This window comes from Streptomyces sp. NPDC039430, from assembly GCF_055639435.1.
The window spans coordinates 193,882-211,477 of sequence record NZ_JBVKAK010000009.1 but is presented as its reverse complement, the minus strand read 5'-3'; the positions used below and the strand labels follow the sequence as shown (position 1 = coordinate 211,477).

The window sequence follows — 17,596 nt, the reverse complement described above, 5'->3', positions numbered from 1 at the left end:
CCTCTTGTTTGTCGCGGTCGTCGGTCCTGTCCGTGCGGTGGTCTTGTCGGCGTGGTGGTCTTGTCCGTGTGCCGGTCCGCTGGTCAGGCGGGCCCGCAGAGTTTCATGGTTCGGCTGAGCAGGACACCGATACTCACCTTGCCGCCTCCGTCGCCGGAGGCGCGTACCGGACCGATGTCCGCGTACCCCGCTTCTCGGGCACGGTCGTTGAGCGCGTAGGTGGTGCCGTCGGGGACGGTGAAGACAGCCTGGTCGCCGTCGCGGCACTCGGCGGTGCCGTGATCGACGTTCAGCGGCCACATGTAGCCGAGGTTCTTCTCGCTCATCGCCTGCTTCGTGGTGGTGGGGCTGGGCAGCGGCACCGGATCCCCGGTGGCCGGGTCGCTGCGACCGGAGCCCGAGCAGGCGGTGAGCGCCAGCAGGATCAGGCCGGTGAGCGCGGATGCGGTGACGGTGGTGCGGGTTCGGGCTTTCGCGATCATGTGCCGGTCATTTCGTCTCGGAGCGTGCGGTTGTCTCGGGTCGTGCTGTCGGCGGCGAGCAGTGCGGCGTAGCCGTCCTCCAGGGACGGCTCGACCGGGCGGGCGCCGGGCGCCGGCGTGGCGGTGACGATGCGGTACTCGGCCTCCCCGGCCGTGTTGACCGCGCTGACCACCTGTGCGCCGGGGGGCGGCCCGGACCCCGGCCCGCCCGCCCGGACGACGTACGTGTGGCCCGCGGCCTGGCTGATCAGCGCGGCGGTGGTGTCGTGGAAGACCAGCCGGCCGGAGGCGAGTACGGCCACCTCCGAGCAGGTCTGGGCCACGTCGTCGAGGATGTGGGTGGAGAGCAGGACGGTGCGACCGCCGCCGAGTCCGGCGAGCAGGGCGCGGAAGCGCATCCGTTCGTGTGGGTCGAGTCCGGTGGTCGGCTCGTCCACGATCAGTACGGACGGGTCGCCCAGCAGGGCCTGTGCGATGCCGATACGCCGTCTCATGCCGCCGGAGTGGCCGGCGAGTCGCTCGGACGCCCGGTCCTCCAGGCCGACTTCGGCGAGCCGCTCCGCTACCTGGCGGCGGCGTTCCCGCTTGTCGTGGATGCCTTTGAGTACAGCGATGTAGTCGAGGAACTCGCGTGCCGTCAGGTCGGGGTAGAGGGACAGCTCCTGCGGCAGGTAGCCCAGGGCGCGTTTGGCGGCGGTGAGGCCGGCGGTCGTCGACAGGTCGTGGCCGGCGACCGTGACCCGGCCGGAGGTGGGCCGCAGGACGCCGGTGAGGATGCGCAACAGGGTCGTCTTTCCCGCCCCGTTGGCGCCCAGCAGGCCGACGGTGCCGCTGTCGACGTGCAGGTCGACAGCGTCCAGCGCACGGCGCCCGCCACGGTAGACCTTGGTCAGCTGCTCCGTGGTGATGTTCATGATGCTCCGTGTCGTCGGGTACGGGCGACGAGATGGCCGAGCGCGTGGCAGGCCAGGGCCGTCGCGAGGACGAGGGCGAGGTTCAGCAGCGCGGTGGTGTCGCTCACGGCGGGGCGGAGGGCTCCGGTGCCCTCCCGGGTCGCCCATACGGTCGGGGCATGCACCCAGGCGACGAGCGGATAGCCGCCGAGCGGTGACAGGACGGTGCCCGTGACCGTGGGCACCGGTGAGAACGACGGCGGGAAGTGGCAGGCCCACAGCCAGACCATGACCAGGACGGCCCGCGCGACGGCCACCGGCATCAGCAGGCCGAGCAGCCCGCCGAGCGCTGTGGCGAGTGCCGCCGCGGGGAGGATGGCGGTCAGGAGCGCGAGGACCGCCGAGCCGAGCGGCGCGGGGGAGCCCTCGGTGGCCGCGACCGCCCCCGCGTACAGCAGGAACAGCGCGGCGACCGGGGCGAGCGCGGTCAGCAGCGGACCGGCGAGGGTCCCGGCGGTGCGGGCCGCCGCCGCGGCCGGGGTGGCGGTGAGCAGCTCGGCCATGCCGCGCGTCTCCAGGGTCCTGCGCAGCAGATCGGCGAGCGCGATGCCCACGCCGAGCGTGCAGAAGGTGTTGACGAGCACCGCGGCGGCGCCGGTTCTGGCGGTCGCGTCGGTGTGCCCGATGATGGCGGGCGAGGACACGGCCAGCAGCAGGCTCAGCAGGGCGAGGGGCACCACGGCGCCCCAGACGATCTTGCGTCGGGCGGCCATCAGCGCCTCGTACCGCAGGGTCCACAGCAGTGCGCCCATCATGTCTCCCCGTCGGAGGTGTACGGGGCGGTGCCCCGGTCGAGCCGGGCGCCCGCCCGCCCGGGTTCGAGGGCCCTGAGAGCCCGTACGGTGAGCAGGGCACCGGCCGGCAGGGCGAGCAGGGCCTGTGCGGTCCCGTCCGGCACGATCCGGTCGACCAGCATCAGCTTGGCCAGGACGGCTGCCACGACCAGGCCGGTGGCGGGGGCGGCGGACCCGAACCGGACCGTGGCCCAGACCGCGCCGCCGCTGAGCAGGACCGTCAGTCCGGTCAGTTCCAGCAGGACGGCCGCCGGGTCGAACTCCCGGGGCCCGGTGAGGGCCAGCAGCGTCACCAGCACCCCCGCCGCGAGGGCCGCGACGGTGACGGGCCAGGACAGGCGGCGGGCCACGGCGAGCGGGTAGCGGGTGGGCAACGACAGGTGCAGCTCAAGCAGTTGCTCGCGTGCCACCACGGCCGCGCAGGCCAGTGCCGTGGCAGCGGGCAGGGCGCAGCTCAGCAGGGAGCGGCCCAGCAGCACGCCGGCGCCGGAACCGGTCGTACTGGTGAGGTAGGCGAGGAGTGCCGCCAGTACCGGGAGGAGGAAGGCCTGTCTCCCGCAGCGGCGTGCCTCGTGTGTCCACCGTGTCGCAGCGGTCATGTCACGGCTCCACCATCTTCCTGACCCCGTTTTCCTTTCTCGTTGTTGTGCCCGTGGCGGGTTGTGGCCGGGTGGCCGGCTTCCCGTGCGCTGCTCCCTTCCTGTCGTCAGGCCCCCCGATGGCACGGGTGGCGTACCGCCGTTCGCGGTCGGCTACGGAGGCGCCGGCCCCTGGGGCGTGTCGCGGAAGTCCCGCCTGGCCCGCGGGCGGACGGCGCGACTACCGCAACACGCCCTGGTGGCGGTACACCCTGTACGTAGCGGCGGAGCGCCCCGAGGTTCATGGCACAGGGGGTGGACGCCGGGTGCGCATCTGGCCGGCTACCGCGAGGTGGCGTCCGGAAAGGTCCGCATGGCGCCGACGGCCCAGCCCAGGAGGGCCACGGCCAGGGCCGGCGTCCAGGGAGTCGTGGACAGCAGGGGACCGAGGAGGGCGTCGAGCGGGGTGGAGAAGATCCCCTGGGGGCCGCTCACCACGCCCAGCAGCCATATCGTCCCGCCCGCGGCCGCCCCGGCCGCCGGGCTGAACCTGACGGAGACCGCGAGGGCGCAGGACGCGGCCAGCAGGGACTGCCCGAGCCAGGCCGAGACCACCCGCGACCAGCCGGGCGGCCCGTCCACCAGGGTGGAGCAGAGCAGGGCGAGCGCCACGTCGACGCAGAGCACCACCGTCAGCCGGGCCAGGAACACGGCCGTGGGCGGGACCGGGAGGGTGAGGAGCAGTTCGCGTCGCGGGTCCCAGCGGGGCGAGGCCGCCATCAGCGCACCGAGCATCACCAGCAGCACCGCCACCGCGGCGAACAGCCGCAGCCCGAACCGCTCGTGCACCTGCGCCGACGCCAGCAGCGCCGCCCCCACGAAGCCGGCCGCGCTGAGCGGCGCCCAGCTCTTCGGCATCAACGCGGCCTGCCGGACGACCAGTTGCCAGGTCGTCCGCACGGAGTCCCCGATGCGCGGGGTGGGGGGTGCGGTGGCCGCACGGCTTCCCGGCACGACAGCCGGAACGTTTCCGGCGTTGGCGTCGTCCGGCGCCGCGGCGGTCCGTGCCTCCGCCCCCGCCAGCACGCCCCCCAACAGCACCTCGAACGAGGGCGGGGACACGGTGCGCTCCGCCGCCTCCGCCCGCACCGCCGCGCCGATCTCCCGCCACGCCGCCATTCGGGTACGGCAGTCGGCGCATCCGGCCAGGTGCCCCGGGGAAAGCGGGTCGCGCGGTGCCGTGTGCGCCAGGCGGGCCAGGGCGTCGTCCGTGAGGTGTTCTGTCGTCATCGTCGTTCCGCTCCTTCCAGCCGCCCGGCGGCGAGCATGCGGCCCAGCCGCTGTCGCGCCTGGGACATTCTGCTCTTGACGGTGCCCACCGGGATCGCGAGCACGGTGGCCACTTCCGGATAGGGAAGCTCCTCGACCAGGACCAGCGTGAGCACCTCGCGCAGATGCTCCGGCAGTGCCGCCACGGCGGTCATCAGCTCGGCGCGCTCGGCGTCCCGCATGATCTGGTCCTCCACGCCCGGTGCCGGATCCGGCACGTCCCTGGCCTCGGCCAGGTCGGTCAACCGCGGCCGGGCGCGACGCAGTTGATTGTGGGCCTGCCGTCTGGCCACGCCCATCACCCACCCCTTGACCGAGGACTCGCCGCGGAACGCGGTCGCCGAGCGCCACACCGCGAGCCAGGTCTCCTGCAGGATCTCCTCCGCCACGCCCTGGTCGGAGGTGAGTCTGCGGATGAGACGGAGCACGGCGGCGGCATGCCTCTCGTAGAGGACACGCAGGGCGGTTTGGTCGCCGGCGGCAACGGCGGCGAGCAGGGCTTCGTCCGGACACACACCCCATACGTATCCAAAAGAGCCGGTCCGGTTCACGGATTGTGCCGTTCCTGACGATTCTGGCCGGAACTCGACCGGCGCTGCCCCCGTCTCAAACGCGCCCGTCAAACGCGCCCCTCAGCGCCCCTCGAAGATGCCCCTGCCACAGGACTGCCATCGCTGCCATTCCGGTCCGGAGCTGTTGTCCGGCCGCGAACGCCCATGGTTCGGTGATGACTGGATCGCGATTCACACACATTCGTCCGATTCTTGCGAAGGAGTATCCGCATGGGCAGCATCAACGCACCCGTCCTGTCCGCCAAGGACACGGACCTGTTCGACCTCGACCTGGAGATCGGCGTCGAGAAGTCGGTCGCGGGTCCGGCCATCACCAGCGTCTCGTGGTGCACCCCTGGCTGCACCAGCGAGGGCGGCGGCTCCGGCTGCAGCCACTGCTGCTGACGGCACACGACACGACAGGAGCCATGGGGCGGGGACCCGCCCCGCCCCATGGGCCTTTCCCGGCACGCGGACCGGAACGGCAGGACGAGAAGGAGGAGCACACCATGGGGGCATCGTCACCGGAACACCGGAGCCGGCCGGAGCACCTGTTCGAGGCCGGGGACATCTTCCTGTACCGGGCGCCCATGGCACCGCACGCCCCCGGCCTGCCCCTGCCCACGGCGGGTCCCCAGGACCTGGACGCCTGCGCCGCCCTGCTCGGCTCGGTCCACGCCGACCCCGCCTTGAGCGAGGCGCTCGACCTGGCCTCGCCCAGCCTCAGCGCCATGGTCCGCCGGGTCACGGAGCGTGGCCCGCGCGGGATCAAGGCGGGACAGCTGCGCCGGGCCGCCCTCGCGGTGCTGCGCTACGACATCCGTATGCGGACCCGGCCCACCCCCTTCGGCCTCTTCGCCGGCGTGGCCACCGGCCAGTTCGACTCCACCGCCAAGCTGCAGCGCGGCACGGCACACCGCACCCGCACCCACGCCGACATGCAGTGGCTCACCCGGCTCGTACACCGCCTCGAACAGGACCCGGCCGTCCTGTCCACCCTCACCGTCCAGGCCCACCAGGCCCTGGCCGTACGCGGGAACCGGCTGGTCCTCACCTCGTCCTCCGCTCAGGGCGTCCGCCTCACCGAGGGCGGCGAGACCCGGTCCACGGTCTCCGTATCCCACACACCCGTCGTCGAGCGCGCCGTGACCGAGGCCGCGGCGCCACTGCCGTACGGCGAACTGGCCGGGCGCCTCGCGGACGCCTTCCCGGGCGCCCCCGTCGAGAAGATCCGGGCGCTGATCGGCGAGCTGGTGCGGCAGGAGATCCTCATCACCGGATTACGTCCGCCCCTGGACGGCGGCGACCCACTGCGGCACGTACTGGACCTGCTCGCACCCGTGGCGGAGGCGTCCGAGGAGACCCGCCGCCTCCGCACCGCGCTGCTGGCGGTGGACCGCGAGCGGCAGGCGTACGACGCAGTGGACGTCGGTGCCGGGCGCGAGCGACTCGGCCGGCTGCTGGAGACGGCGCGCTCGGCGGAGCCGGACGACACCCCCCTGCACATCGACACCCGCCTCGACAGCGCCCTGCATCTGCCGTACGCGGTACGGGAGGTGATCGAGCGTGCCACGGACGTGATGTGGCGGCTGTCCCGCCCCAAGCTGGGGCTGTTCGCACTGCGGGACTACCACCGCCGGTTCCTCGACGTGTACGGCGCCGACCGCCTCGTACCGGTCCTGGATCTCCTGGACGAGTCCACGGGCCTCGGCGCCCCGGCCGGTTACGGCTGGCCCAACGGCGACACGCCGCCCGGCCCCGCGCCCGACACCCCGCGGACGGCACGCCGGGACCGGGCCATGGCCCGGCTGGTGGCCGCGGCGCAGCGGGCCGGGCGGCGCGAGGCGGTCCTCGGTGACGCGGACCTCGACGAGCTGTGCCACGACAGCGCCGATCCCGCGGAGCTGCCCAGCTCCGCGGAGGTGACGGTGCAGGTCGCCGCGGACTCGCTGGAGGCCCTGGACGACGGGGACATCCTCGTCTTCCTGTCGCCCTCGCCCGGGTCGCACCGGGCCGGGTCGACCTTCGCCCGGTTCGCCGACCTGCACCCCGCCTGGCGTGCCGAGTTCGCCGCGCTGCACCGGGACAACCCGGTGCACGTGGCGGACGCCGTCGCCGTCGACCTCGCCTTCCGCACCCGCTCGGGGAGAGCCGCCAACCTGGCGCACACCACTCCGGCCACCGGCCGCCGCATCAGCGTCGGCGTGCCCGATGTGTCCGGCACGGAGGAACTGCGCCTGTCGGACATCGGCGTCGGCGCCACCCTCGACCGGCTCACCGCCGTCCATCTGCCCACCGGCCGCGAGATCGTGCCCGTACTGGGCAACATGGTCAGCGCGCCCGCCCAGGCCCCCAACGCCGTACGGCTGTTGTGGGAGATCGGCCTGGAGGGGCAACGGCTGTGGGAGCCATGGAACTGGGGGCCGCTGGCCGACGCGCCCTTCGTCCCCCGCGTCCGGTACGGCGCCTTCGTGCTGGCCTGCGCCGTGTGGCGGCTGGACGAACCCCGCGCGTCTGCCGCGGACGCGCGGGGCGCCGACTGGGACCGCGCGGTCGCGGACTGGCGTGAAGCCTGGGACGTACCGCGCCGGATCCTCGCCGTCACCGCCGACCAGCGCCTGCTGCTCGACCTCGGTGACGCCTGGCACCGTGAGCTGCTGCGCGACCAGGTGCTGCGCCACCCCGACCTGATCGCCCAGGAGGTCCCCGGCGATTACGAGGGCTGGCTGGAGAGCCCGCTCGCCGGGCACACCGTCGAACTGGTCGTCCCGCTGGCCCGCCGCGAGAGGGGCCTGCCCCGGCTGCGGCCGTATGCCGGACGCCATCAGCCCACCCGTACCGTGCACGGCCTGGGCGGTGAGTGGCTGTACGTCAAACTGCACGGCTCCGCCCGCGCCCAGGACGACCTGCTGTGCCGCCACGTCCCCGAACTGGTGGCGCTGGCCGCCGGGAAGGGCGCCGACGGCTGGTTCTTCATCCGTTACACCGACGAGGCCGGCCACCACCTGCGCCTGCGCCTGCACGGCTCCCGGCCCGAGGTCCTGTGGGGCTCGGTAGCGCCCCCGCTCGGCGCCCTGCTGGAGCGCTGGCGCCAGCAGGGCCTGCTGCGCGGCCACACGGTCGCCCAGTACGACCCGGAGACCGAGCGTTACGGCGGCCCGGCCGCCCAGCGGCTCGCCGAGCGGGTCTTCCAGTACGACAGCGAGGCCGCCCTCGACCTGCTGCGTCTGGCCAAGGACCCGGCGAACCCCCACACGGTCGATGACCTCGCCGCCCTCTCCTGCGCCGCGCTGGCCCACGCCTTCGGACCGCCCCCGCCCCACCACCCCCTGCTCACCGCGGACTTCGGCGACGACGCGGCGGCGGCCTGGCTCTCCATGACCGGCTCGCGCCGGGACCTGCCCGCCGCCTTCCGTACCCGGGCCGCCCACTGGCGCCGCACCCTCGACCCCTACGGCGGCTGGCCCCGCCTGGACCCCGCCGGCGCCGCCGCCGTGGCGGCCCTGCGCGCCCGGGACGCGGCGGTCCGTCAACTCGCCGACGCCGTACGGGACTCCGGCGGCACGCCCGAGGGCCGCGTCGTCGGTAGTTTGCTGCACATGGTCTGCAACCGCCTCTTCGGTGGCCAGAGCGCCCGCGAGCGCACCGTCCTCGGCATCGCCCGGGGCGCCGTCCAGGACAATTTCCAGCGCCGGAGCCATACCTCGTGAACACCGCCATGCTGGGGGCCCGGGAGGCGGTGGCCCTGGTCGCCGACCGGCTCGCCGACCCCGCGCACGTCGCCGCCGTCGCCTCCCGCGACGACAACCGCGACCCGGTCTACGACTCCGTCATGTGGGGGCCGATGACCCTCGCCAACGGCCTGACGGGCACCGCGCTCCTCTACGCGGAGCTGGCCCGTACCGACGAGGCCTGGCGGCAGGTGGCCCACCGGTACATCGCCGCCGCGGGACGCGCGATGAACTCCGCGCCGAGCCGCGGACTGTTCTCCGGCCCCGCCGCGCTGCTCGCCGCCGCCCAGAGCTGCGCGGGTCCGGCCGGCCACTACGGCTCACTGCGCCGGAAACTGGCCGCCTGGGTCGCCCGGGACCAGCGGGAGCGGCTGCACGTCTTCCGCGAGCGCGCCGCGAACGGCGGCACCGGTGTCGACTGGGCCGCGTACGACCTGATCAACGGGGTCTCGGGCGTCACCCGCCTGCTCCTGGACTCGGCGGCCGACCCGGCCGAGACCGGCCCCGGCGTCGAGTCCGCCCTCGCCGACTCCCTCCGCCACCTCGTGCGCCTCACCGAACCCGTCCGGGTCGACGGCCACGAGGTCCCCGGCTGGTGGGTACCGGCCGCACTCCAGCTCGGCGCACGCGACCGGCACACCTATCCCCGCGGCGACTTCAATCTGGGCCTGGCCCATGGCATCGCCGGACCGCTCACGGTGCTCGGCTCCGCCCACGCCGCCGGTCAGCGGGTGCCAGGACTGCACGGCGCCGCGCACCGGATCGCCGACTGGCTGCTGGGCTGGACGCTGCACGACGAGGCCGGACCGTACTGGCCGGCCCGGGTGAGCTGGGACGACGAACTGGCCGTCGACCGGCCGCGCGAGCTGTTCACCCGAACAGCCTGGTGCTACGGAGCCCCGGGCGTCGCCGCCGCGCTCTTCCACGCCGGGACCGCCTTCGACCGGCCGGCCTGGCGCACCGCCGCCGTCGACGCACTGCACGCGGCGCTGCGGCGGGACGAGTCCAAGTGGGCGATCGAGGGCGCCACCGTCTGCCACGGCCACGCCGGACTGCTGCGCGTCGTGGCCAGGGCCGCGCACGCCACCGGCGACCCCGGACTGCGCGCCGGTCGCGTCCGGTTGACCGCCAAGGTCCTCGACTGCGCCGACGAGGACGCCCCCTTCGGCTTCCGCCACCTCATGCGCTTCCCGGCCGCCGCGCTCTCACCGGTGCCGCACCGGGCCGTGAACACGGCGGGGCTGCTGGAGGGCGCGGCGGGAGTCGCGCTGTCCCTGCTGCCGGTCGATGAGGGGCCACTGCCGTGGGACCGCACGCTGGGACTGGTCTGAACCTCCGGATTCCGGACACCGAACGAATCGAGGAAAACGACGTGCCGACCGACCTGTCCGCCGACCTGCCGACCGACCTGTCCGCCGACCTGTCCACGGAGGTGTCCACCGGCCTGTCCACGGAGGTGTCCGCCGACCTGTCCACCGAGGTGTCCACCGGCCTGTCTTCCGGCCTGCCTTCCGACGCACCGGCGGCCTTCGAGCTGAGGGACCTCGTCGTGCGCTACGGCAAGGTGCGTGCCGTCGACGGCGTCTCGGTCAGCTCTCCCCCGGGGCGTATCACCGCGCTCCTCGGCCCCAACGGCGCCGGGAAATCCAGCCTGCTGGGCGTGTTGTCGACGGCCTCCCGGCCGCACTCCGGCACGGTCCGCGTCTTCGGGCACGACGTGCTGACGGCCCCGATGGCTGCCCGCCGCCGGCTCGGCCTCGTCTTCCAGGAGCGCACCCTCGACAAGGAACTCTCCGTGGAACGCAACCTGTGGTTCCATGCCCGGCTGTTCGGCATGACACGGGCCGACGCCCGCGCCCGTATCGACCTCATGCTGGACCTGTTCGAACTGACCGACCGGCGTCGCCGGCCGATCGAGGAGCTGTCCGGCGGGCTGGCCAGGCGGGTCGAGATCGCCCGCGCCCTGCTCCACCGCCCCGGCCTGATCGTTCTCGACGAGCCCACCAACGGTCTGGACCCCTCCGTACGGGCCACCGTGTGGGCCGATCTCCTGCGTCTGCGCGACCGGCTGGGTGTCACCGTCCTGTACGCGACCCACTACATGGACGAGGCCGAGTACGCCGACGAGATCGTCATCCTGCGGCAGGGACGGGTCGTGCGGCAGGGCAGCCTGGAACGGCTCAAGAACAGCCTGGACTCCTCCCGCATCGTGGTGTCCTGCGCCGACGACGAGGCCGCCGCCCGCCAGTTGCGCGCCGCGGGCTTCGCTCCGCTGCACGAACCCGGCGGAGTCGCGGTGCACTGCGCCGATCCCGAGGCGCGGATCGCGGAGGTGGTGCGCGCCCTCGACGTGCCCGGTCTGACCGTCGCCGTCCACCACCCGTCCATGAACGATGTCTACTTGGCGGCCGCGGCCGTACGGGAGAGTGACGGCCGGCCGGAGAGCGGCCGACAGGAGAACGGCCGGCAGGAAGGCGGGAGCACGCCGTGACCACGACCCCCGCCCCCGGCCTCGCCCATGAGCCCGGCGCCCATGAGTCCGGCAGCCATGAGTCCAGCTCCGAGGACGGCCGCCTGACCGTGGCACTGCGCGCCATCGGCGTCATCGCCCACCGCGATCTGCTCCGGCAGGTCAAGCGCCCGGGAATGCTCGTCAGCCAGGGCGTGCAGATCCTCTTCTTCGTCCTCGTCTACGCCGTCGGCTTCAACGGCATGATCGGCTCGGTCGGTTCCGTGTCGTTCAGCGCGTACGTCTTCCCCGGCATCATCGCCATCCAGGTCGTGTCGATCGGCGTCGCCTCGGGCCAGACGTACGCCTGGGACCGCGAGTACGGCGTGCTGCGCGAACTCCTCGTCGCCCCGGTCCCCCGGATCTGTCTGCCCCTGGGCAAGGTGGTCGCCGGGGCGGGCATGGTGACGGCGCAGAGCGTCGTGATGCTCGCCTTCGCCCCCCTGACCGGGGTCGAGCTGACGCCGGGCCGGTTCACCGCCGCGGTCGGCGCCTACGCGCTCGCCGCGGTCGTGTTCAGCGTCATCGGGCTGTGCCTGGCCACCGTCATCAAGCGGGTGCAGACGCTCCAGGCGGCCGTCCAACTGGCCATGTTCCCGATGCTGTTCCTCTCCGGGTCGGTCTTCAGCGCCCGGGACGCCCCCGACTGGCTGGCCTGGATCATGCACCTCAATCCCATGACGTACGCCGTCGACCTGGCCCGCCAGACCCTGCTGGGCGACGGCGGCCTGCTGCCGTGGTGGGGGGACCTCGGCGCCCTCGCCGGAATCCTGGTCGCGGTTCTGGCCGTGCTGCGCGTCCGGAGCGCGCGATGAGCGGCGCCCGGTCGGCGCCGTCACTCGCCGAGGACGAGGCGGCCGACCAGGTTCTGGCGGGCGCCCTGCGGTGGATCGAGGACCGGCTGGAGTGGTTCGCGCCCGAGCGGTGGGAGGAGTTCCTGCCCCGTCGCCCCTTCCGCCCCGGCCCGCTCCTCGAACTCCTCGGCCTGGTCCGGGTCCTGGCCCGTGCGGGCGTCCTCGCCAAGGACGCCCCGCTCGCGACAGGCGCCCTGGACCTCGCCGAACGGGCCGCCTCCGACGCGTCCTTCACGCGCGGACTGCGCGCAGGCGACGCCTTCTTCCCGTACCACCTCAATCTGATCGCCCTGCTGGAGCTGCTGGGACGCCCCCGCGCCGAGTCCTGCGCGGCGTGCCAGGCACTGCTCGCGGCGGACGCGGGCGCCCACGCCCAGCCGTACAAGCCGGTGCTCAACCGGATCGAACTCCGTTACTTCGTGGACCGCGGCGGCTTCACCGCCCCGGCGTGCCTGCCCGAGGCCCGCGCGCTCCATCGCGAGAGCATCGCCGCACTGGACCCGGACGTCCTCCAGCTGAGCGAGAGCGAGACCTACGCCCTCACCCATGTCGTCTTCTACGCGACGGACTTCGGCCACCGGCCCCTCGATCTCGGCGGACCCGAGCCGACGGCCCGCCTCCGCGAGACCGTACGCGTCCTGCTCGGCGTGCACCTGGCGCGCGGCAGCCTGGACCTCCTGGCCGAAATGCTGCTGTGCGAGGCGGCCCTGGGCGAAGGGCCCGTCATGGACCCGCTGCCGGGAGAGGGCTGGAACGCGCTGGCCCGCGCGGCCCGGCCGGACGGTGCCGTGCCCGGCCCCGTGCACCGCCCCGAGGTCCTGGCCGCTCTCCAGGGCGACAAGGCCACCGCGTACCTCTTCGGTACCTGCTACCACACGACGACGGCGGCGGCCCTGGCGGCCACCGTACGAAGAGACCGGAAGCGTCCCGCACGGCGCCCCAGCGGCCCCCTGATGCCGTCCGCGGATCCCGCCCGCGTGCGCGCCTGGGCCCGCGAGGTCTCCACGACCGCCGCCACCGCCCCCGCCGCCGTCCGGGCGGCCTGGGCCGGCCGGCTCGACCCGCTGCTGGTGCTCGGGGTCCAGGCCCACGACCCGGACACCCTCGCGGAAGTCCTGCGAGCCGCCGAACAGCTCGGCCGCTCCGACCACCCCATCCCTCGGAGGGCGGCGGCCCTACTGGCCGCGTGGACCGGCTGAACGGCCCTCGGCCGAGGCCGGGGCCTGCCACGGACACCGCGATTGAACCCGTGGGCGCGGGGCCGACACTTGTCATGCACCAGGATCGGCCTGAGATATCGGCAAAACACCCTCCTGATCGTGTTTCCGCAGATCAGAAGGGTGTGAGAGCGGTAGCGGAGGGATTTGAACCCTCGGTGAGTTTCCCCACACTCGCTTTCGAGGCGAGCTCCTTCGGCCGCTCGGACACGCTACCGAGAGAGAGCTTAGCCCAAGGTGGGCCGTGCTCCGAAATCGGTATCCCCGGGACTGTCCGCCGGCCGCCGGACGGCTGGTCGGCGGCTGTCCGACGGCAGGTCAGCGATCCCGGAAGAACGACGTCAGCAGTTCGGAACACTCCTCCGCGAGAACGCCGTGGATCACCTCGGGCCGGTGGTTGAGCCGTCGGTCCCGTACGACATCCCAGAGCGAGCCGGCCGCCCCCGCCTTCTCGTCGAGCGCGCCGAACACCACACGGTCCAGCCGGGACTGGACGATCGCGCCCGCGCACATCGTGCACGGTTCCAAGGTCACCACCAGCGTGCATTCCGTGAGCCGCCAGGCTCCGAGCTTCCCGGCGGCTCTGCGGATCGCCAGGATCTCCGCATGCGCCGTCGGGTCGCCCGTGGCCTCGCGTTCGTTGTGGCCCGCGGCGAGCACCGTGCCGTCCGGGGACAGCACGACGGCGCCGACCGGCACATCACCGGACAGGGCGGCCCGTGCCGCCTCGTCGAGGGCGAGGCGCATGGCCGCCCGCCACGGTGCGCGTACCGGGTCGGGCACGGGGTCGTGCCGGATCACATGGGCCTGCCTCAGCGGACGGTCTCCAGCACCTCGGCGGCTCCCAGCGCCTCGGCGATCTCGGCCATCGCGTCGGAATCCAGCGCCAGCAGATCGGCCTCTGACAGGCCGAGGTCGGTGAGAATCTCGCGGTCGCCGACGGCTCCCGCGGGCACGGTCTCCCCGTTCTTCACGGGGATGTCCACTTCCTCCTCGTCGTTCTCGTCCGGTTCGCCGTCCTCCGTACCGTCGAGGTCCAGCGTGTCCAAGTCGTCGGCCGGGTCGTCGTCGTCCCTGCCGAGCAGTTCATCAATGAGGATCTCCCCGTAAGAGGAGCGTGCGGCCGCGGCCGCGTCGGAGACGTAGATGCGAGGATCTTCCTCGCCCTCCACGCGGAGGATGCCGAACCAGGCATCCTCCTGCTCGATAAACACGAGCACCGTGTCCTCGTCCACCGAGGCTTCGCGGGCCAAGTCGGTCAGGTCCGACAAGGTCTCCACATCGTCGAGCTCTGTGTCGCTCGCTTCCCACCCGTCTTCGGTGCGCGCGAGCAGTGCGGCGAAGTACACCGTGACTCTCCCACTGGTCAGAGGTGTGACGATCCGGCGGTGCGCTGATCTGCCCCGCCCACTCGGAATCGTGGCAGAAACGAACGCTTCGCGAGAGGTCTTCCACCGTTGCGTCGTCGGGCCATTTTATTAGGCCCCTGTTCGGCCCCGGGCGCCGGATGCCTTCCATGAGCATGCGGGACGAAGGCGGGGTACGTCGCGCGCCGGGCGCGGCTACCGCCGGTCACCACCGGAACGTACGCATCCGCATCTGCTGGCGCATCCGCGCGGCGCGGGCCTGGCGGGGTTTCACACGCTCGCGCAGGGCCTTGGCCTCGTTCAGCTCCCGCAGGAACTGCGCGCGCCGGCGACGCCGCTCCGCCTCGCTCTCCTGGGCGGCCTGGCTCTCGTGACCGGCCCGGCTCTCCTGCGCGGCTGCCGAGGGCTCCGGCCGGGGCTCGTCCCCCGCCTCGGCGGGCGCGTCGGCCTCGGTCCGGGCGGCGCGCGGGTCCCGGTCTTCCCGATCCTCGTCCGGCATGGCTGCGTCACCACCTCAGGCTGCGTACTCGGCTCCGCGGTCGTACCGGCGCCTTCTGACACCTTCCCTCGCCGACGGGGGTTGATGCCAGCTGAGCGGTGGCAGCGCGTACAGCCTTGGCCCCCGGTTACTGTGTCGCCATGCGGATTCATGTCGTCGACCACCCGCTGGTGGCGCACAAACTCACCACGCTGCGCGATCGGCGCACCGACTCCCCGACCTTCCGGCGTCTCGCCGACGAGCTGGTCACCCTGCTCGCGTACGAGGCCACCCGGGACGTAAGGACTGAACAGGTCGACATCCGGACACCGGTGACGGGCACGACGGGCGTGAAGCTCTCGTATCCGCGCCCGCTGGTGGTCCCGATCCTCCGGGCCGGTCTCGGCATGCTGGACGGCATGGTGCGGCTGCTGCCGACGGCGGAGGTGGGCTTCCTCGGGATGATCCGCGACGAGGAGACCCTTCAGGCGTCCACGTACGCGAACCGTATGCCCGAGGACCTCTCGGGACGTCAGGTGTATGTGCTCGATCCCATGCTGGCGACCGGCGGGACGCTGGTCGCGGCGATCCGTGAGCTGATCAAGCGCGGCGCGGACGATGTGACCGCGGTCGTGCTGCTCGCGGCGCCCGAGGGCGTCGAGGTGATGGAGCGCGAGCTCGCGGGCACGCCGGTGACGGTCGTGACGGCGGCGGTCGACGAGCGCCTCAACGAGAACGGCTACATCGTCCCGGGCCTCGGCGACGCGGGCGACCGTATGTACGGGACGGCCGAGTAGGACGACATGAGGTACGGGACGGCCGGGCAGGGCGACGCGAGGTACGGGACGGTCTAGTAGGGCGATACGCCGCCGGGGCCCGGTTCGCGCGGCAGGCGAACCGGGCCCCGGCGGAAGGCGCGGTCAGTTTTTCGGGGGCTTCGGGGCCGCCCCCAGATCCCCGCAGGCGGGATCCGACGCGGTGCTCGACGCGGTGGCCAGGGCCTGCTCGGCCTCCTCCTGTACGTTCAGCTCCTTGAAGTCCGTGCCGAGGATCAGATCGACATCCGGTGTCTTCCGGCTGTCGGTCTTCGACGTGGCCCCCTTCAGCTGGGCGCCGAGAACCGTGAAGAAACCGTCCTCGGGCCTCGATGCGCCGACCAGTATCCCGGTGCCCGGGACCTTCTTGTCGTACGCGGCGGGGGCGTTGCCGACCTTGCCGATGACGAAGCCGCGTTTCTTCAGCTCGTCGGCGGTGGCCATGGCGAGTCCGCCTCGCGGGGTCGCGTTGTAGACGTTGACCGTGATCTGGCCGGGCTTGGGGAGCGCCTTGACGGGCTCGGACGAATGCTCGCAGCCGGACTTCCGGGCGGCGGCGGCGCTCTTCGTGCCGCCTCCCGTGAAGACATCGATGAGCTGCAGCGTTCCCCAGCCGGCCAGGCCGAGGGCAGCGACGGAGGCGACGGCCGCGAGCACGATCCTGCGACGATGACGGGGGCGGCGCATGCGCGGGTACTTGTTGCCCGTGATGCGATACTTTCCGCCCATGCCGGGGGGAGTCAGCATGCTCATGGCCGCAGCGTAGTGCGCGCCGATGGTGTTTCCTACTAAATGATCAATGGGTTGCTCGGTCCGGGTGAGGAAAGACCCCGAAGGGCTCAGTGTCCGAAGTGCGCGGCACCCGAAGGGCCGTCTGTGCCGCGGACTCCGCTGCGGCTCCGGCCCCCGTACGGACTGCGGATCCTGCCTCTGTACGGGGCAGCCCCGCCCTACGGGCCGGATCAGCCCAGATCCAGCTCCAGCACGCGCGCGTGCAGCACCTGGCGTTGCTGGAGCGCGGCGCGGACGGCGCGGTGGAGCCCGTCCTCCAGGTAGAGATCGCCCTGCCACTTCACGACGTGGGCGAAAAGGTCCCCATAGAAGGTCGAGTCCTCGGCGAGCAGCGTCTCCAGGTCCAGTTGACCCTTCGTGGTCACGAGCTGATCGAGGCGGACCGGGCGCGGCGCGACATCCGCCCACTGCCGGGTGCTTTCCCGGCCGTGGTCGGGATACGGCCGCCCGTTACCGATGCGCTTGAAGATCACACGGAAAGCCTACCGGGCGAGCGGCTCCGGGCGCAGCCATGGTGACCGAGCGCAAAGGTCGTATTAGGTCACAAAGGGGGAGCGAAGTGCGAGTGGAACCAACCCGTCCGGTGCTCGTACTCCCAGGAACGCGCCAGGAACGGCCCAGGAACGCCCTGGGAACGCCACGGGGATGGCCCCGGGTACGCCCCCCGAACGCGGCCGCCGGCCACGCGGCCGTGCCGCTGATTCGCTCGAAAGGGGTCCGGCGGGGTGCGCGACAGGCTCACCCCGGCTCCCGTCGGCCGGCCCCGTCAGACGGGCGGGGTCCCCGGCGGGGACTGCGGGCGCGGGTTCGGCGGCGGGTGCGGTCCGGGATCGGGCGGTAATTTGGGCCCGCCCGGTTTCGCGTGCTTTCCGTTGCTGATTCTGCTCTTCCGGTTCGAGAGCCCGAAGATTCCGAACGGCGGAAAGATATCCACGCGCCTTGGGAAATTGGCCTCGGCGCAGCTCAGGCAGAGCAAGTCCATACAGCCGTCCTGGGTGGTGCGTGCCGCCTCCACGCTGTTTATCCAGCAGGATTCGCAGTACCAGCAGTCCGTCTTTGAGAGCAGCACGGTGGTCAAGGTCGCCCTGGGCATCGGGTCACCTTTCCGTGCGCCGCGTTCTGGTGCCCTCCTGGGCGGATAGTTGT

19 protein-coding genes and 1 tRNA gene are annotated in these 17,596 nt (G+C 72.6%); 7 read left to right on the top strand and 13 right to left on the bottom strand.

Features of this window, described 5'->3' with window-relative positions; genetic code table 11:
- Positions 1–83 precede the first annotated feature (83 nt).
- The 6 genes from ACZ7LS_RS23375 to ACZ7LS_RS23350 all read right to left on the bottom strand — a co-directional run bounded on the left by ACZ7LS_RS23375 (position 84) and on the right by ACZ7LS_RS23350 (position 4,651).
- Positions 84–482 (bottom strand): DUF2511 domain-containing protein, encoded by a 399-nt coding sequence (locus ACZ7LS_RS23375; RefSeq protein ID WP_382522710.1) that lies wholly within the window; start codon positions 480–482, stop codon positions 84–86.
- A complete protein-coding gene (locus tag ACZ7LS_RS23370; protein ID WP_382522713.1) occupies positions 479–1,396 on the bottom strand; it encodes an ATP-binding cassette domain-containing protein in 918 nt (305 codons plus the stop codon). The genes ACZ7LS_RS23375 and ACZ7LS_RS23370 overlap by 4 nt, the downstream gene beginning before the upstream one ends.
- Complete coding sequence (locus ACZ7LS_RS23365; protein ID WP_382669838.1) at positions 1,393–2,190, bottom strand: hypothetical protein; 798 nt, start codon at positions 2,188–2,190, stop codon at positions 1,393–1,395. The genes ACZ7LS_RS23370 and ACZ7LS_RS23365 overlap by 4 nt, the downstream gene beginning before the upstream one ends.
- On the bottom strand, positions 2,187–2,828 hold the full coding sequence (locus tag ACZ7LS_RS23360; protein ID WP_385130739.1) for a hypothetical protein: 642 nt from the start codon (positions 2,826–2,828) through the stop codon (positions 2,187–2,189). Before ACZ7LS_RS23360 ends, ACZ7LS_RS23365 begins: the two co-directional genes overlap by 4 nt.
- A gap of 321 nt (positions 2,829–3,149) precedes the next feature.
- Positions 3,150–4,097 carry a hypothetical protein gene (locus tag ACZ7LS_RS23355; protein WP_382873693.1) on the bottom strand — a complete coding sequence of 316 codons (948 nt, stop codon included), beginning with the start codon at positions 4,095–4,097 and terminating at the stop codon, positions 3,150–3,152.
- The gene (locus tag ACZ7LS_RS23350; RefSeq protein ID WP_382669829.1) at positions 4,094–4,651 is read right to left on the bottom strand and encodes an RNA polymerase sigma factor; all 558 of its coding nucleotides are present in this window, start codon (positions 4,649–4,651) and stop codon (positions 4,094–4,096) included. The genes ACZ7LS_RS23355 and ACZ7LS_RS23350 overlap by 4 nt, the downstream gene beginning before the upstream one ends.
- Before the next feature lie 267 nt (positions 4,652–4,918).
- Between ACZ7LS_RS23350 and ACZ7LS_RS23345 the strand changes: the two genes are divergently transcribed.
- The 6 genes from ACZ7LS_RS23345 to ACZ7LS_RS23320 all read left to right on the top strand — a co-directional run bounded on the left by ACZ7LS_RS23345 (position 4,919) and on the right by ACZ7LS_RS23320 (position 12,980).
- Positions 4,919–5,092, top strand: a complete 174-nt coding sequence (locus ACZ7LS_RS23345) for a gallidermin/nisin family lantibiotic (protein ID WP_365744204.1) — start codon at positions 4,919–4,921, stop codon at positions 5,090–5,092.
- A gap of 104 nt (positions 5,093–5,196) precedes the next feature.
- Entirely contained in the window at positions 5,197–8,397 is a 3,201-nt protein-coding gene (locus ACZ7LS_RS23340) for a lantibiotic dehydratase (RefSeq protein WP_385130735.1), read from the top strand.
- The gene (locus ACZ7LS_RS23335; RefSeq protein WP_385130732.1) at positions 8,394–9,749 is read left to right on the top strand and encodes a lanthionine synthetase C family protein; all 1,356 of its coding nucleotides are present in this window, start codon (positions 8,394–8,396) and stop codon (positions 9,747–9,749) included. The genes ACZ7LS_RS23340 and ACZ7LS_RS23335 overlap by 4 nt, the downstream gene beginning before the upstream one ends.
- 41 nt (positions 9,750–9,790) lie before the next feature.
- Entirely contained in the window at positions 9,791–10,909 is a 1,119-nt protein-coding gene (locus ACZ7LS_RS23330; protein ID WP_385130729.1) for an ABC transporter ATP-binding protein, read from the top strand.
- Positions 10,906–11,742 (top strand): ABC transporter permease, encoded by an 837-nt coding sequence (locus ACZ7LS_RS23325; RefSeq protein ID WP_385130726.1) that lies wholly within the window; start codon positions 10,906–10,908, stop codon positions 11,740–11,742. Before ACZ7LS_RS23330 ends, ACZ7LS_RS23325 begins: the two co-directional genes overlap by 4 nt.
- Complete coding sequence (locus ACZ7LS_RS23320) at positions 11,739–12,980, top strand: DUF6895 family protein (RefSeq protein WP_385130723.1); 1,242 nt, start codon at positions 11,739–11,741, stop codon at positions 12,978–12,980. Before ACZ7LS_RS23325 ends, ACZ7LS_RS23320 begins: the two co-directional genes overlap by 4 nt.
- Before the next feature lie 150 nt (positions 12,981–13,130).
- On the opposite strand, the gene ACZ7LS_RS23315 is transcribed toward ACZ7LS_RS23320, so the two are convergent.
- From ACZ7LS_RS23315 to ACZ7LS_RS23300, 4 genes are all read right to left on the bottom strand, one after another.
- Positions 13,131–13,215: transfer RNA gene (locus ACZ7LS_RS23315), tRNA-Ser, on the bottom strand.
- Between the two features lie 101 nt (positions 13,216–13,316).
- Positions 13,317–13,745, bottom strand: a complete 429-nt coding sequence (gene tadA, locus ACZ7LS_RS23310) for a tRNA adenosine(34) deaminase TadA (RefSeq protein WP_382522811.1) — start codon at positions 13,743–13,745, stop codon at positions 13,317–13,319.
- A gap of 65 nt (positions 13,746–13,810) precedes the next feature.
- Positions 13,811–14,347 carry a tRNA adenosine deaminase-associated protein gene (locus ACZ7LS_RS23305; protein ID WP_129767397.1) on the bottom strand — a complete coding sequence of 179 codons (537 nt, stop codon included), beginning with the start codon at positions 14,345–14,347 and terminating at the stop codon, positions 13,811–13,813.
- Positions 14,348–14,570: 223 nt separating this feature from the next.
- The gene (locus ACZ7LS_RS23300; RefSeq protein WP_385130720.1) at positions 14,571–14,864 is read right to left on the bottom strand and encodes a hypothetical protein; all 294 of its coding nucleotides are present in this window, start codon (positions 14,862–14,864) and stop codon (positions 14,571–14,573) included.
- A 140-nt stretch (positions 14,865–15,004) separates the two neighbouring features.
- Between ACZ7LS_RS23300 and upp the strand changes: the two genes are divergently transcribed.
- Positions 15,005–15,640, top strand: coding sequence for a uracil phosphoribosyltransferase (gene upp / locus ACZ7LS_RS23295; protein WP_356509148.1), 636 nt, complete (start codon positions 15,005–15,007; stop codon positions 15,638–15,640).
- 123 nt (positions 15,641–15,763) lie between these two features.
- Here the strand turns inward: upp and ACZ7LS_RS23290 are convergent, their stop codons facing one another.
- The 3 genes from ACZ7LS_RS23290 to ACZ7LS_RS23280 all read right to left on the bottom strand — a co-directional run bounded on the left by ACZ7LS_RS23290 (position 15,764) and on the right by ACZ7LS_RS23280 (position 17,543).
- Positions 15,764–16,411: a LytR C-terminal domain-containing protein gene (locus tag ACZ7LS_RS23290; protein ID WP_382522744.1), complete on the bottom strand. Its 648-nt coding sequence runs from the start codon at positions 16,409–16,411 to the stop codon at positions 15,764–15,766.
- A 209-nt stretch (positions 16,412–16,620) separates the two neighbouring features.
- Positions 16,621–16,923 carry a type II toxin-antitoxin system VapB family antitoxin gene (locus ACZ7LS_RS23285; protein WP_023540426.1) on the bottom strand — a complete coding sequence of 101 codons (303 nt, stop codon included), beginning with the start codon at positions 16,921–16,923 and terminating at the stop codon, positions 16,621–16,623.
- 293 nt (positions 16,924–17,216) lie between these two features.
- Positions 17,217–17,543, bottom strand: coding sequence for a hypothetical protein (locus ACZ7LS_RS23280; RefSeq protein ID WP_129767401.1), 327 nt, complete (start codon positions 17,541–17,543; stop codon positions 17,217–17,219).
- Positions 17,544–17,596: the final 53 nt, after the last annotated feature.

Coding starts and splice junctions, on each gene's coding strand:
- ACZ7LS_RS23375 (WP_382522710.1), bottom strand. CDS start 482: ATGATCGCGAAAGCCCGAACCCGCACCACCGTCACCGCATCCGCGCTC.
- ACZ7LS_RS23370 (WP_382522713.1), bottom strand. CDS start 1,396: ATGAACATCACCACGGAGCAGCTGACCAAGGTCTACCGTGGCGGGCGC.
- ACZ7LS_RS23365 (WP_382669838.1), bottom strand. CDS start 2,190: ATGATGGGCGCACTGCTGTGGACCCTGCGGTACGAGGCGCTGATGGCC.
- ACZ7LS_RS23360 (WP_385130739.1), bottom strand. CDS start 2,828: ATGACCGCTGCGACACGGTGGACACACGAGGCACGCCGCTGCGGGAGA.
- ACZ7LS_RS23355 (WP_382873693.1), bottom strand. CDS start 4,097: ATGACGACAGAACACCTCACGGACGACGCCCTGGCCCGCCTGGCGCAC.
- ACZ7LS_RS23345 (WP_365744204.1), top strand. CDS start 4,919: ATGGGCAGCATCAACGCACCCGTCCTGTCCGCCAAGGACACGGACCTG.
- ACZ7LS_RS23340 (WP_385130735.1), top strand. CDS start 5,197: ATGGGGGCATCGTCACCGGAACACCGGAGCCGGCCGGAGCACCTGTTC.
- ACZ7LS_RS23320 (WP_385130723.1), top strand. CDS start 11,739: ATGAGCGGCGCCCGGTCGGCGCCGTCACTCGCCGAGGACGAGGCGGCC.
- tadA (WP_382522811.1), bottom strand. CDS start 13,745: ATGCGCCTCGCCCTCGACGAGGCGGCACGGGCCGCCCTGTCCGGTGAT.
- ACZ7LS_RS23300 (WP_385130720.1), bottom strand. CDS start 14,864: ATGCCGGACGAGGATCGGGAAGACCGGGACCCGCGCGCCGCCCGGACC.
- upp (WP_356509148.1), top strand. CDS start 15,005: ATGCGGATTCATGTCGTCGACCACCCGCTGGTGGCGCACAAACTCACC.
- ACZ7LS_RS23290 (WP_382522744.1), bottom strand. CDS start 16,411: ATGAGCATGCTGACTCCCCCCGGCATGGGCGGAAAGTATCGCATCACG.
- ACZ7LS_RS23280 (WP_129767401.1), bottom strand. CDS start 17,543: ATGCCCAGGGCGACCTTGACCACCGTGCTGCTCTCAAAGACGGACTGC.